The sequence below is a fragment of the Parabacteroides sp. AF14-59 genome (genome assembly GCF_003479515.1).
Classification (GTDB): domain Bacteria; phylum Bacteroidota; class Bacteroidia; order Bacteroidales; family Tannerellaceae; genus Parabacteroides; species Parabacteroides faecis.
Map to the genome: position 1 here is coordinate 14,891 of NZ_QUHH01000014.1, position 15,181 is coordinate 30,071.

The following is a 15,181-nucleotide window of genomic DNA, read 5'->3' on the forward strand; positions in this document are numbered from 1 at the left end:
TTACGGTCTGTTATTCACCCCAATCAACAGGAGGTGTGTATTCGTACCAGTCATATTTGGCACTGCCTGCCATATTACCAAAGTAAACGGTAAAACTGGTATTATACAATGTTTCTATCGTGCTGGAGCAGATTGCTTCACCGTCAAGATACCATGTACAATAGAAATATTTGCCACTAGTCTCATCCAAGTTCATATCAAGGGCTATGATATGCGGTTTCTTCATGTCATAGGGTTTATTGTCAATACCGGGTCCCCATGGATTGGAACTGATTTGAGTAGAACCTCCTCCTATATGATAACGGATTTCATGTCCATCGTCCGTCACAAACCACAATGACGGGTTGGAATCTTCAGAAGTTTCCATGATATTAAAGGTGTAAAGGCCCGGACGGAAACCACTTCTTACCAAACGAGCAGCACCCGGTCCGAGATGTGCATCGCCATCGAATACGACTTTACCTGGTCTACCGCCTTCGACTGACCATAAACCAAGCTCTGAATCGGTAAATTCATAACGTGTGGTTCTGGGTTTGTAACCTTGCTTTAAAGTTATGACTTTTGTGACAGGTTGAATGCCTTCAGTAGCTTTCGTTTCCAGAACAATAAGAGAAGAACGTGTTTCCCCTCCCGGATTCTCATTGAATGTAATGGAGATTTCACCGTTACCGTCGAATGAGGTATTTTCCAATTGGAACCAAACATCATCTTCGTTATCTTTTTTCACTGTCCATTCTCCATTGCTTTCTACAGGGATCTTCAGCGTTTGTTTTTGATAGAATACCTTGAAAAGTTCCTTCGCTGGTAATAAAACGACACCTTCCTGAGTAACATCCACTGTTCCGCATTCTACTTCATGACGGTCATACACCGTAATTTGTCCCGAACGTTTTTCACCTGTGTTCTTTGTGCAATGTACGGTCACTTCTCCATTTAACTTTCCTGTATTCCCCTTTGTAATAGAAATCCATTCTTCTCCTTCGGTTACCTTGGCACTCCAATCTTGATTAGAAATTATGTTAAATGTACGTTCGCTACTTTCGAGCGGAAGCACAAAGTTTTCAGTGTTTTCCAAATTCAGGAAAGCGGTACCCTTTTGGGTAATGACAAAGCGCTTGCCTATCCGGAAATCACTTTTAATAGTAATGGTATCTATACGGTCATCCAGATCCGTATTGTCTTCGCAAAGGATGGAAACTGTGGTGGTCTCTCCCGGATCACCGTGGTCTGGGGTGATACTATGCCAATTTTGGCTGCCAAATACCTCCCAAGGATCGGATGACTTTACCTGAATTTCTATTTTCTGGGCATTCGTTGCATCTACGAGATAAGGTTCATCAACCTTATAACGCAAATCAACATATTTCAATGTCTCTTCGTTATCACAACTTATAAATACCCCTAAAGTTGTAAAAAGTAATGTTGTGAATAGAATACCATATTTAATATTTAATTTTTGCATAATAAATACTTATTAATTTGTAATACAAATATTTTTATCACCAACCTGGATTCTGAGGTAAGAGATTGGTGTTTTTATACAATTCTGATTTAGAAATGGGATACAAATACATTCGGTCATTCCAGAATCTTGATTCATAAATTACTTTCTTGTATGATTTTGTTCCTGACTCATTTTTGGTAATGGATACTCCATACAATTCTTTTTGAGTTTCCGGTCCCATTTTCCAACGACGGATATCCCAAAAACGATGGTCTTCAAATGCGAATTCTACGCGCCATTCATTACGTAACTTGATCAAAAATTCTTCTTTACCACAAGGTTGGATAGCTGGCATACCTGCATTGCTACGAACTTGATTGATTGCCCATAATGCAGAATATTTATATGTACCATCTGTATATCCAGGGTCGTCAAATGCTTCAACCATGGATTCTGCATAAGTAAGTAAGGTCTCTGCATAACGATAAATTACCCAGTGATGTTTTTTCATTACTTCATTATCACGTACAAAATTAGCTTCTTCTTGAATGTATTTTTTCAAAAAATAGCCGGTTACTGAACCTCCGGCAGATCTTTCCAGGTCATCTTTTCCTCCTGTAAAAAGCTCTATTGTTTCGCCTTTGAATTCATCGCCATCAGCAATGAGAGTTCTAGCCATGCGAGGATCACGATTCTTGTAAGGATGGAGCGGATCGAATTGAGGATCTGCAGATTCATAACCTGTGCTGGTTAATGTGACGGAGTAACCATTAATGGTTTCGAAAGCGGAAGCCAGGTTTTCTGAAGGGAAAGTGGAAGAAGTCAAAAAGCCTCTTCTGCCTTCAGTGAATCGAATGGGGAAATTGTTTAATTCAAAACTGAAATCATCACCATTCATACGACAAAGCACCAATTCTTTCGATACATTATTATTGACAACAGCATCCTTGTCTAATTGGTAGAGCTCGGTATTTATTAAATCTAATGCGGCTTTAGCAGATCGTTCCCATTTTTTCTTGTCCATGGATGGGTTGTGTAACTTACTGGACGCATAAAGGAGCGCTTTAGATTTCAATGCCATGGCGAAACCTTTGGTAACCCTGCCTGTTTCACTGCCTAGCACATTATGATAAGTTTCTGGCAGTTCGGGGGCACAAGCATCACACTCGTTAGTAATAAATTCTATAACGTCGTCGAACTTTGTTTTTGTTACAGTATTGGCTTCGTCCATTCCTAATACGGTTAACGGCATGGCAATATCTCCATATCTGCGAGCCAACTCAAAAAAGTAAAAAGCTCTCAACACTCTTGCTTCATAAGGAAAATATTTCAATTGATCCATCCATTGTTTATACGATCCGTTATATTGATAATCCGAAAAGTCCACATTTTCTATTTCAACCAGAAATCCATTTGCTGCACGAATTGCGTTATAAAGTCCCCAAGCGTTGTCATGTGTATTTAATGAAGACCAGTTTCCATTGTTGAAATCCTGTACAGCTGCACCTATATAAGCATATTCTGCATCATCCGAAGCACAGTCACGCATAGCTCCATCCAAGCTGCCAAAATCTTGTGGCATATAAGAATAAATATGGGTTAACATCGACTTGGTATTATCGAAGTAGCGATAAATATCCTCTTTGGTTCTCAGTCCACTGGTTTCATCGAAATCCAGATAATTACATGAGGAGACCAAGGAGAATGAGATCGCTAGAAATAAATATTTTGCTTTCATATTTATGTGAATTTATAAGTATTAAAAATTAAACTTTACACCTGTCCAATAGGCTGTAACAGATGGGTATCCGGCACCCAACATTTCAGGGTCGGCAAAATCGATTTTGTCAATCGAGAACAAGTCGCTGCCTTGTACGAATACTTTCAGGTCTGCCAGGCGAATCTTTGATTTAGGAATCGTATAACTGATCATCAAGTTTCTTAATTTCAGGAATGAACCATCGCGATACCACATAGAACTACTACGGTAATTATTCGCATTGGCTTGTGTGGTAAGCCGAGGCATTGTCGCGTTTTCAGAATTGGCAGTCCAGGGTATTTCCCTATCCAGGAAAGTTTGAGAAATGTTTCCATTGTTAACCAATGGTCGATACAACGGGCTGTTTAACAAATTCACCGTTACACCTCTTCTACCTTGTAAGTCTGCGGAAATCTCGAAATTCTTATAAGAAAGTTTAATATTCAAACCAAAATAAAAACGTGGTGATCCCGTATCATACATACGAACCACATCTTTATCATCGATTTTATTATCTCCATTCTGGTCTTTGTACTTAATATCGCCGGGACGAACTTCTGAAAAAGTCTGATGTGGACTGTTATTGATCTCTGTTTGGTCTTTGAAGAAACCTAGCGCTTCCAAACCATAGCTTTGACCGATTCTATCGCCCATGTGATATAAATAATCAAACTCTTCAAACGCTTGGTTTTCATTAATCACCTCGCTATTTAGACAAGAAACGTTTGCGATGATTCCATAGCCGAAATCACCTATTTGATCCTGCCAACCTAATGACAGGTCTGCGCCTTTATACTTATATATTCCGGCATTGATTTGGTTCATGCCAATACCGATGATGGATGATATGGAGTTGGAGGCAGATACCAGTATATCACTTCTTTTTTCATAGAATAAATCACCGGAAAAATTTAGTCGGTTATTGAAAACAGCAAGGTCAATACCTAATGTGGCCTTTTCAGATTTCTCGACTGTAAGGTTTTCCACAGGAAGAGTACCTTCGGCAGATCCCCCTTGACCACCTACGCCATCACCGAATGCGTAAGAGCCACCTCCACCGTAAGATTGGCGGAACAATTCATGTCCAATACTTCCATCCCATCCTGAGAGACCATAAGAAGCCCTAACTTTTAGCAAGTTTAAGAAATCAATCTCTTTTAAAAAACTTTCGTTAGATGCTACCCACGTAGCTGATACTGCCGGATAAGACCTGTATTGATCATTAGGTGGTAGAACTGCACTTCCGGAATAACTGAATGCTCCGTTTACAATATAACGGTCCTTGTAATTATAAGTTGCGGTTGCCATTATGGATTGGCGCTTATGTGAATTGTTTCGACCGTTTCTGGTGAAAGCTTGCTGGTCATATAAAAGTGCGCCACTTACCCTATGTGCTCCGGCAAACAGACGTTCGTATCCTATTTTGGCCTGTAAATCAGTTCTCATATAGAGACTGGAGAATCCGGAAGGATGCGATAGCGTTTCTGAATCCTTACCATATATAACAGGGGCGGTAGTCAAAACACCTTCATTAGTAAATTGAGGCCGGAGATCCATGTAACGATATTCTTTTGATGTTCCATCATACATGGCTCCACTATTGTCAAATGAAATAGCAATAGAAGCCTTAAGGCCTGGAGTCAGCATATCCAGGTCTTGAGTGAGGTTCAAATCGGCCAGTAATGTACCATATGTACTTGCCGAGTTTCCTGAGTCGAAAAGCATACCGACCGGGTTATTTTTCCATATATCGGTACCACCGTATATTCCTCCCTCATGCTTAACCGGGAATGCGGCCGACGGAGTGCCGTAAATAGCAGAAATCACACCTCCACAGGCAGCAGCTTGATTAACTTCCTGCAATTTACCATACAATCCCAGTTTCATATGAGTTGTATTGGTAATTTCAGCTAAAATATTGGTGCGCAAATTGAGTCGCGTATCGGTAGGATTCACATTATAACGATTGTCTTCATTGGAATGATTATACATGGCTTGATCTCTAAAATACTCTACGGTTGTAAAATATTTAACGCGCTGGTTCCCGCCGGTGAATGTCAAATCCAGCCGATGATTGGAACCAGTATTGTTCATCGCCTCATTCCACCAGTCTACATTTGGAAATTCGTTAGGATAAGAACCGTTTTTAAAAGCATCCAATGCGTATTGATTATACCGTTCTTCAAGCCCGTCATTTTTTAATGCCGTATTTACGTTTTGTGCATAAGTATAAGCATCTGCAAATCGGGGTTTTCTGAATGCATGATTGATACCAAACTGATATCCTACTTTTACATTCAGTTTACTTTCTTTCCCCTGTTTTGTAGTCACAAGTATTACGCCATTAGCTCCTCTCACACCATAAAGAGTTGCTGCCAAGGCATCTTTTAACACTGCAACCGATTCGATCTCGGTTGTCAACAAATCTTTTATGTCGCGTGGAAATCCGTCGACCAATACAAGTGGAGCATGGCCATGAAGGCTTAATCCTGAAAAATTATCGGCAGAAGTACCAGAACCTTGCGATACATTAAGTCCGGCAATTTTCCCATACAAAGCTTTTGCGATATCAGTTTGTGGTGCATTTTCAAACACCTCTTTTCCAACACCGGATACGGAAAATGCGCTCGTTTTTTGAGGCACAGATATTTCATAGCCGATATTTAAAGAATCAGCGAACTGATTATTAAATGGCTTGTCGGTTTGTTGGGCGAAAGCCGCACATCCTAAGCCATTGAGTAATATAGTTATAATATATTTTTTCATGTTTTTTCTCAATATTAAATTAATCCATTACCAACCCGGATTTTGAGTCATTCCATAATTTTTATTCACTTCTTTCTGTGGAATAGGAGCGAGATACCATTTCGTATCCCATTTCGTATTCCAGTTGCGGGTTTCCAGCAAGAATGGTTCATAAGTATATCCTGTAGGATGATATACATCGGATCCAAGTCCTTTGGTACGCAATCCATATAAAGGTTTACGGAAATCTTTCTCCATTTTCCAGCGCACTAAATCATACCAGCGTACTTCTTCGAATCCAAGCTCACAAGCCCGTTCTTGCAATAAAGCTTCCCGGAATTCAGTTTGGTTCATATTCTCTTTTAAATCAGAGAGTCCTACGCGACGACGTACATCATTTACACAATCGTAGGCGGTGGCGTCAGGACCATTTTTATATTCATTGATAGCTTCTGCATAACTCAGTAATGATTCCGCAAAACGTAAATAAGGCCAATGGGAGAGATGCCCTTCACGATCTGCTCCGGAAGGTAGATCCCATTTCATTAAATAAAATCCAGAAAGTTTTTTATTATAATTCGGACTGTTTGTATAGCTGGCAACAATATTACCATCCCAGTAATGTGAACCAGGGACAGCCACAGTTTCATACAACCGCGGATCACGAGTGGGGCTTAAACCTTCACCGTCTTTCTCTGAATATTCTTCATAAAAAGGAGCTTTCGTCGGATTTTTCCAATCAAAATCTTCGGGGAATTTTTCACCATCGGCCCAAGGGAACATATTGACATAATTCAGTGTAGGACATCCTGCACTACTGTTCCAATGAAATTCTGAATTTACATTACTTGAAGAAACGCGTGTGGAAATAAGTGACTCGCTAGTTCCACGATCGTAGTAAGCTTCACGGAATGCTAAACGGCGATCTATATGACTATCTCCTTTAGGCTGTACCAATCCGTAGTATCCGTTATTTTGGATAGCTTTCATCAACTCTTCGCCAGCTTCCATTGCTCTTTTCCAACGGTTGCGGTCTTCGTTGCCATAACATGCATATTCGTTGGCATTTGGATGATATGGAGTATTGGAGTTGAATGCCGGACTGGCTGCAAATGTCAGTACGCGTAGTTTCAAAGCCATAGCACCTGCTTTGGTCATGCGTCCGTCATCGGCCTCGGTCTGTGTCCATTTCAAGTTGGGGATTGCTTCATCAATAAGCCCGATAATACGGTCTACTGTTTCTGCAAATGTCAGACGAGGATAATTCATGTCTTCATTCGGTTGTACCGCATGGTCGAGCCAAGGTACACCGCCAATGTTACGAAACATTCCGGCATATGAAATGGCAATAATCATTTTGGCTTCAGCTATGCGCTGTGCCTTTTCAGATTCGCTCATATCCGGTACTTTTTCTACATTTTCGATAAATAGCCAGCCATAACGAATTGCAGTCCAGTCATTTTCTCCAGTAAAATAATATGCAGCACTACCATTTATGCTATTGGCACTTAATGCTCCAGTATAATATAGTTCACGTGCCCCGTTTCCGGTCCATTCCAAATTATCCTGGGCAAAATCCGTGATCGCTTCCAGGATACTGGGACCTAATCTATCTCTTCCGCCTACGGGCAGTCCATAAGGCAGTTCTGTATATGCTTTTGTCAATACTTTGTCGGCATTTACTTTCGAGCAAAACATTGAATCTAAAGTAGCACCTGTTCCTTCCGGTTGTTGATTGAGTAATTCATCGCCAAATTTTAAATCTGAGCATGAAAACAGTAAATGGATTATACCCAATATACAAACTGTTTTTAATGGAAATTTTATATTCATATTCGATTCAATTTCTTTAAAAATTAATATTTAATCCTAAGCTATACAGTTTAACCAATGGGTAATCACCGTTGTTGGTTGTATTTCCTTCCGGGTCAATGATGTTAAGCGAAGTAAAAGTCAACAGGTTGTATCCTGTAAGATTGAGTCCCAAGGAATTAATCCCCAACTTCTTCAATAAGGGCTTGTTACTGAATGTATAGCCGATATTCAAATTCTTCAAACGGAGATAAGAAGAATTTTTCAACCACAAAGTAGAATTTTCCGAGTTCCAGGCTTCAGATGTTTCTGAGGCTCTTGGTAATTGTGCTCCTAATTGATTTTCTGGTGTCCAGCACTGTTCATAGAAATAATCAATCAAGCCACGTCCACCTGAATTGGTAAAGGGAATACGGAATTCTATTTCCATCATTTTATTTACGTGGGTAGCTCCGGTCCACTGCATAGAGAAATTAAATCCTTTCCAATTGAATCCTGCATTCAAACCGAATACATATTCCGGGCGATCTGAATAACCTGTCACCATTTTATCGTCGGCATTTACAATATTATCGCCATTCAAATCATCATACATAGCATCTCCCGGATGAACATTGAAATAAGGTTGCGGAAGTGACGGATTCAGGATTTTATTGCCATCTTCATTTGTAATGAAATCACTTTCCTGATATAGACGGATGTATTTATACATGCCGGAATAACGTCCGGTAGATCCTCCGGTAAAATTTTGATAATCGTATGTATTAGGAACTTCATCCTGGAAGATTATCTTGTTTTTAGCATAAGAAACATTGGCATCAATATAATAATCAAAATCATTGCTGACTTTATCTTTCCAACTCAATGCTATTTCATAACCTTGGTTGTCTACGATACCAAGATTTAAATTGGGAAGTGGCGTTGCTATGATTCCCGGTGTACTATTGGGAGAAAGCAAAATATTAGTACGATGTTCAAAGAAATAGTCGGCTGTCAATGACAAGCGGTTTTTTAGAAAATTAATTTCTACACCGTAGTTTTGTTTGAAGGCTGTTTCCCATGTTACATCTGGGTTACCAGGGGTACCGATTCCAAAGGCAGGGCGATTTATCGGGTTGTTCACTCCAAAACTGTATCCTCCCGATCCGGACCAGACTGCCGGCATATACATGAAGCGTGTTTCATTTGCATCGCTACCAACTTTACCGTAAGAAATTCTCCATTTCAAATAATCTATTACATTTTGTTCCTGCATGAATTTTTCCGCAGACATTACCCAGCCTGCAGAAATAGAAGGAAATAACCCATATCTTGTTTTACCCGGGGCAAAGTTTTCCGAACCATTATATCCAACACTGAAGTCCAGTAAATACTTTGTCTTATAATCGTAGGTTGCTCTTCCCACCAAACCGACATATCCTTTAGGTATATATATATATCCACCTTTATCCGGATAATAATTACGCGATTGATTATAAAGAAGCAAGCCGCTTACCTTATGGTCTCCAAAAGAACGTTCGTAATTGATTCTTGCTTCCATGTACCAGTTTCTATCACGCCCGTTGCTTTCAGAGTATGATAAAGGGGAGTCTTTGCCTGACGGGATAAACACATGTGTGCGGTCATAATCAGGATCCGTAATAGGTTTTTGGCCACCTGAATCCAGATAAGACTTATAATATACCATTTGGCTTTCCATTCCATAGCCTTGATGGTTTTTGTCCAATGAAAAATTATTGTCATAGGACGCCTTGATAGACGCACTTAAGCCTTTGGTAATAAAATCGAGTTTTTGGGTGATATCAACATCCATATTCAAAGATGTATTATATTTCTGATGATATCCGTAGCCGTAGAACGTAAACAAACCGTCACGCATAGCTTCCGTCTCCGGTGTCTGTTCAAGCGGTGCATTTGTCCTGCGTCCATTCACAATACCCGGGCCGGCAAAAGGCAATGACCAGATTTGGGTACAGGTCCATGCATGTGGAATGTTTTCAATTGCATTCGGTTCTTGCACCTGTCCTGCTACACCGCCGATGTTAAGTTTCATGCTAGTAGTGGAAGTCAGGGCTACATCCAAATTTGCGCGGTAATTATAACGGTTATATTTATAGTTACTATCATATGGAAGTGAGTCGAATTGCTTCATCACCCCGTTTTGCCACAAATAACCTAAGGATACGAAATATTTCAACCGGTCTGTACCGCCAGAAATATTGACATTGTTTTTACTTTGCAAAAATACGTCATTAAAACAATAATCACTCCAGTCCATATTGGGATACAGCATCGGGTCGGCTCCCGTACGGAATAATTCTATCTGCTCATCTGTCCAATAACGTTTAGGGTCGGTTATGCCGTCGGCCTCCATTTTGGTATTCCAAAAACGGGCGAACTGTTCACTGGTTGTTTGATGTACCAGCGAGATAGGTTGCTGGACGCCTATGGTGGAATTGATATTGATAACCGGTTTGCCTGTTGTTCCCCTACGGGTTGTTACCAAAACAACTCCATTGGCACCTCGCACACCGAATACCGCTGTAGAAGATGCATCTTTCAAAATGGAGATGCTCTCTATTTCGTTGGGATCCAATTGGGAGAAATCACGTTCCACGCCGTCAACCATGACAAGCGGTTTTGCCAAACTATTATTCAACGATCCGCAACCACGGATATAAATATCTGCTGCATCTTGTCCGGGTTTACCTGTAGTTTGCACAGCTGACACACCAGGCATTGCTCCTGCCAATACATTCGTGACGCTGGCTACAGGAGGTGCCTTTGTTAAATCTTTGTTATTCATGGTGGAGGTTGCACCGGTAATAGTCGCTTTGGTTTTGGTTCCATAGGCAACAACTACTACCTCTTCCAAGGCTTGCGAGTCGTCTTCTAAAATGACCGTAATTTTTTGATTGTTGTCCACTGTCACTTCTTGTGTCGCATAGCCAATAAAAGAAATGACAAGTATGGCTTTTTTGTTCGGTACAGTGATTGTGAAATTACCGTCTACATCAGTAATTGTACCCAGATTAGTACCTTTAATAGCAACATTTGCTCCAGGAATTCCTTCTTTTGATGCATCTATAACCTTACCTGTGATTTTAATATCCTGCATGATTTCGTCAGGTGAAGCCTGCAAGACAGGGTTAGTAAATAGAAACATTATAAGAAAGCAGATCCTCCAATAAGATAAAAAGTTTCTCATAATACACATTAGTTAAATTGTGAATAAATATTTCAGATTCGAAATAAGCATATACCTCTGAAACTCACGGGTACAATCCTTTCGAATAAGTACACTATTTTACATGAGAAGCTTTTATGTCATTTTGTGTACTTTTTGTAGCGAAAAATGCACATCCTTCTTTAAAGGAGAAAGGAAAATGAATAGTTGATTTTGTTGTTCTGCTCTTGATAAAGTCTATTTTTTATTAAATTTGTAATTTGTATGAGATCGATAATTTAAGATATGAAAAGACTAAGATACTTATTTGTTTGCCTGTTCATCCTTTTCTGTTTGTCTGATGTTGTTCCTCTCCGGGCTGCGTCCGGATTTTATTATAAACAATTGGGAGTAGAGCAAGGATTGTCACAATCCAGAGTTCAATGTTTATTATACGATTATAAAGGATACCTGTGGATCGGTACGCAGTACGGACTCAATTGTTATGATCGGGATGAGTTGAAGAATTATTTTCATGAACCGGCGAATGAACAGTCGTTAACTTCAAATGATATTGTTTTTATAGTAGAAGACTCTTTGAAAAATTTGTGGGTCGGTACACGGGAAGATGGACTTTGCCTTTTTGACCGGACTCATTCCTGTTTTAAACGTATCATGTATGAAGGTAACCCGTTACAAGCAACTTCCTGTTTATTAGTCGAAGGGGGAATTTTATTTGGTGGAATCGGTGATATATATAAGTACGCCTATTCCGGAAAAAGTTTTACAAAACTACCTTTGAAAGGAGAAGACAGGACATTTAGTTACTATACCCATTTGATCAGATTTGACGAAAAAACGATTCTGGCTAATACGCGTTGGTATGGTATTTACTCTTTGGATATAGAAACAAATGAAATAAAGAAGCTGAAAGGTTCCGGTGAGAATACATATACTTCTTTGTTTGTCGATTCAAGGCAACGAATGTGGGTCGGTTCCTATGGGAATGGATTGTACTGTTATGAAGATAAAAAACTGATAAAACATTTTACTACGAAAAATTCTCCATTGTCCTGTAATATTATTCAGGATATAAAAGAGAAAGACGATTCACTGTGGGTTGCGACAGACGGCGGTGGCATCAATCTTATCTCTTTATCGGATTTTTCTTTTAACCATATGATGCAGATACAAGATGACGTTACCTCCTTCCCTTCAAATGCTCTTTACTGTCTTTACCAGGATCCGATGAATAATATGTGGGTGGGAAGTATTCGGAATGGACTGATCGGAATAAAGCAAGTGTATGCCAAATCATATACGAATGTACCTTTCAACAATCGATACGGATTGAGTAACCGTACGATAAGTTGTTTTTTTCAAGATGATAACGGACTGATATGGATCGGGACCGACGGGGGAGGGATAAATTGTTATGATCCGCAGACGGATACTTTTAAACATTTCGAAAAAACAAGATATGAGAAAGTCACTTCTATCGTTGAGTTCAGTGAACAGGAGCTGCTCGTCAGTTTGTTTAACAAAGGACTTTTTTATTTTGAAAAACGAAGTGGCAGTTTACGTCCTTTTATTATTCTGAATGAGGAAGAAAATAAGAAAATCAGCCTGAGCGAATCTCCGGTGGAGATTAAAAGAACTGATCAAAATGAAATCCTGATCAGTTCTGAAGATATCTATACATATAATATTGCGAATAAAAGTTTTAAACGAATCGCATCGAAAGGAAAGGATTTTGTACGAGGTTATCCTGTTATGAAAACGGGCGAACAACCGAACCGGACTTTAGTGGTAGATTACCGGAATATTTGTGAATATGACAGTCAGACCGATTCTTTTTCGATCGTTTATGAAGGAGAGCGGGTAATTGCTGACATGTGTATCGATACTTACGGAAATTTTTGGATAGGGTGTTCGGACGGACTTTATTATTTTAACAGGGCTTCCGGAGTTATGGATAGAATAGAAACTACTTTGTTTGACGGTGTGAGTCTGTTGGTGGCTGACAATAAAGGGCGGATTTGGGTCGGAACGCAGAGTAATCTGTTGTTTTCCTATGATATAGATTCGGGAATCTTTGTTTTGATGGGTGAGTCGGACGGAGTCAAAACGAATGAGTACCGTAAAGGGTTGAGGACGGCAGAAGGCGATGTTTATATTGGAGGAGGAATGGGAATGACACGTATCGACCGGGATATTCAATTCGGTAGCGTTCAACAGCAGAATGTAGAGCTGATCGATGTGTTTTTTAATGGAATACCGGTACGGAAAGGTATAGACTCCACTTCGCCAAGTCTTTCTTTACCCTGGAATTTTTCCTCGATTCAATTGAAAGTACTGGTTAATGAAGATGATATTTTTAGAAAGAATGTATTTCGTTATGCGATCAAAGGTACGGGTCGACAGGAAGAGTTCCAGTCATTCAACCATTCTTATTTTATCAATTATTTGCCGGTAGGCGACTATGTGGTCTCGGTTTCTTATATTACTAAAAGTGGGGAGTGGAGTAATCCCGATGAGGTCTTACATCTGGTTATTACGCCTCCCTGGTGGAGAACGGTATGGTTTATCTGTTTATGTTTGTTTTTGTTGGCAGCTATTGGTTTTAGGATAGCCCGGGTCATTTATAAGAGAAAAAAAGAGAAGCAGTTGCAGGAAATCGAACAATTGAAAGGAAAGATGTATGAAGATAAAATACATCTTCTGATTCATATTAATCATGAATTAAGAACGCCTCTTACGCTAATTTGCGCACCTTTGAAGAGAATTTTAGATCATTCGCTGGCTGTACCTAATCTGGAAATGATGCTTAGCGAGATATTTAAGCAGGCAAAGCAAATGAAGAATATCATCGACATGGTTCTGGACGTACAAAAATTGGAAGAAGGAGCAAATACTTTACAGATAACGATGAATCCGCTCAATGACTGGATACGAACTGTTGCCGACCAGTTCAAGAACGAGTTTGCCAGTAAACGAGTCGAGATGATTTATCAGCTGGATGAACGGATAAAAGATATTCCGTTCGACCAACATAAATGTGACTTCGTTTTGTCAAACTTACTGATGAATGCACTTAAGTTCAGTGAATCGGACACGACCATTACCCTCATTACTTCTTTTTTCGAAGAGCGTAAAAGTGTCAGGGTAGAAGTAAGAGACCAGGGAATAGGATTGGGAACAGTGGAACCTGAGAAATTATTCAGTCTTTTTTATCAGGGAAAACATGGAAAAAGCGGAAGTGGCATAGGTCTGTCTTATTCTAAAACCTTGATCGAATTGCATGGAGGGACGATAGGTGCCTTTGATAATGAAAATGCCGGAGCCTGTTTCTTTTTTGAGCTTCCGTCGGATGAAAATAACTTTGTCATTCCCCCGGAAACGAGTAATAACGAGGATATAATACCTTCTACCAACTATCCGGAAAAGAATGATTTTTCATTTTTGAAAACTTTCTCGATCCTGGTCGTAGAAGATGTGTATGATTTGAGATCGTATATGAAAACATCCTTTACCGATTATTTTGCGCATGTATTTGTGGCGAAAGATGGATATGAAGCATTGGATCTGATTGCACAACATCAACCGGATATCGTGGTCAGCGATGTGATGATGCCTCGCTTGGACGGTTTCGAACTTTGCAGTGCGATAAAAGAGAATCTCCATATCAGTCATATACCGGTGATTTTGCTGACGGCTTATAGCCAGGCTTCGAACATGTCTACGGGTTACAAGCTAGGGGCCGACGGTTTTATAGCGAAACCTTTCGAGATGGATGTGTTGCTGGCGTTGATCGTAAATCAGTTAAAAACACGTGAAGTGATAAAAAGCAGATACAGGGATAATGCTGCACTTTCTTTGCAGGAAATTACGTTCAGCAATGCTGACGAAGTCTTTTTGGAAAAACTAAATTTACTGATTGCCGAACATATGACTGATCAGGAAATGGATGTCGCTTTCATTGCAAAGGAAATGGGGGTTAGCCGTTCCCTCCTGTTTAATAAGATAAAGGCTTTGACGGGACTGGGAATAATCGATTATGTAAATAAACTTCGTATCGACCAGGCTTCTTATTTGCTACTGAACACCTCCATGAATCTTACGGAGATATCGGAGAAAGTCGGTTTTTCGACATTACGTTATTTCAGCCGTGTTTTCAAAAACCAGAGAGGAATGACACCTTCTGCTTATAAAAAAGAAGGATCGGCTGGAGAAGAATTAAAAGAGAATTATTAAA

General features: G+C 39.8%; 6 protein-coding genes. 1 reads left to right on the top strand and 5 read right to left on the bottom strand.

The window, feature by feature from the left end; genetic code table 11:
* Positions 1–10 precede the first annotated feature (10 nt).
* Genes DWW23_RS15440 through DWW23_RS15460 form a run of 5 tightly spaced genes read right to left on the bottom strand, consistent with a single transcriptional unit; the run spans position 11 to position 10,968 of the window.
* The gene (locus DWW23_RS15440; RefSeq protein WP_122354176.1) at positions 11–1,462 is read right to left on the bottom strand and encodes a BACON domain-containing protein; all 1,452 of its coding nucleotides are present in this window, start codon (positions 1,460–1,462) and stop codon (positions 11–13) included.
* Between the two features lie 37 nt (positions 1,463–1,499).
* Positions 1,500–3,182, bottom strand: coding sequence for a RagB/SusD family nutrient uptake outer membrane protein (locus DWW23_RS15445; RefSeq protein ID WP_122354177.1), 1,683 nt, complete (start codon positions 3,180–3,182; stop codon positions 1,500–1,502).
* 21 nt (positions 3,183–3,203) lie between these two features.
* Positions 3,204–5,969, bottom strand: coding sequence for a SusC/RagA family TonB-linked outer membrane protein (locus DWW23_RS15450; protein ID WP_122354178.1), 2,766 nt, complete (start codon positions 5,967–5,969; stop codon positions 3,204–3,206).
* Positions 5,970–5,996: 27 nt separating this feature from the next.
* Positions 5,997–7,781, bottom strand: coding sequence for a RagB/SusD family nutrient uptake outer membrane protein (locus tag DWW23_RS15455; RefSeq protein WP_122354179.1), 1,785 nt, complete (start codon positions 7,779–7,781; stop codon positions 5,997–5,999).
* Between the two features lie 16 nt (positions 7,782–7,797).
* Complete coding sequence (locus DWW23_RS15460; RefSeq protein WP_122354180.1) at positions 7,798–10,968, bottom strand: TonB-dependent receptor; 3,171 nt, start codon at positions 10,966–10,968, stop codon at positions 7,798–7,800.
* A 264-nt stretch (positions 10,969–11,232) separates the two neighbouring features.
* Here DWW23_RS15460 and DWW23_RS15465 point away from each other — a divergent pair, with 264 nt between their 5' ends.
* Positions 11,233–15,180: a hybrid sensor histidine kinase/response regulator transcription factor gene (locus DWW23_RS15465; RefSeq protein ID WP_122354181.1), complete on the top strand. Its 3,948-nt coding sequence runs from the start codon at positions 11,233–11,235 to the stop codon at positions 15,178–15,180.
* Position 15,181 lies beyond the last annotated feature (1 nt).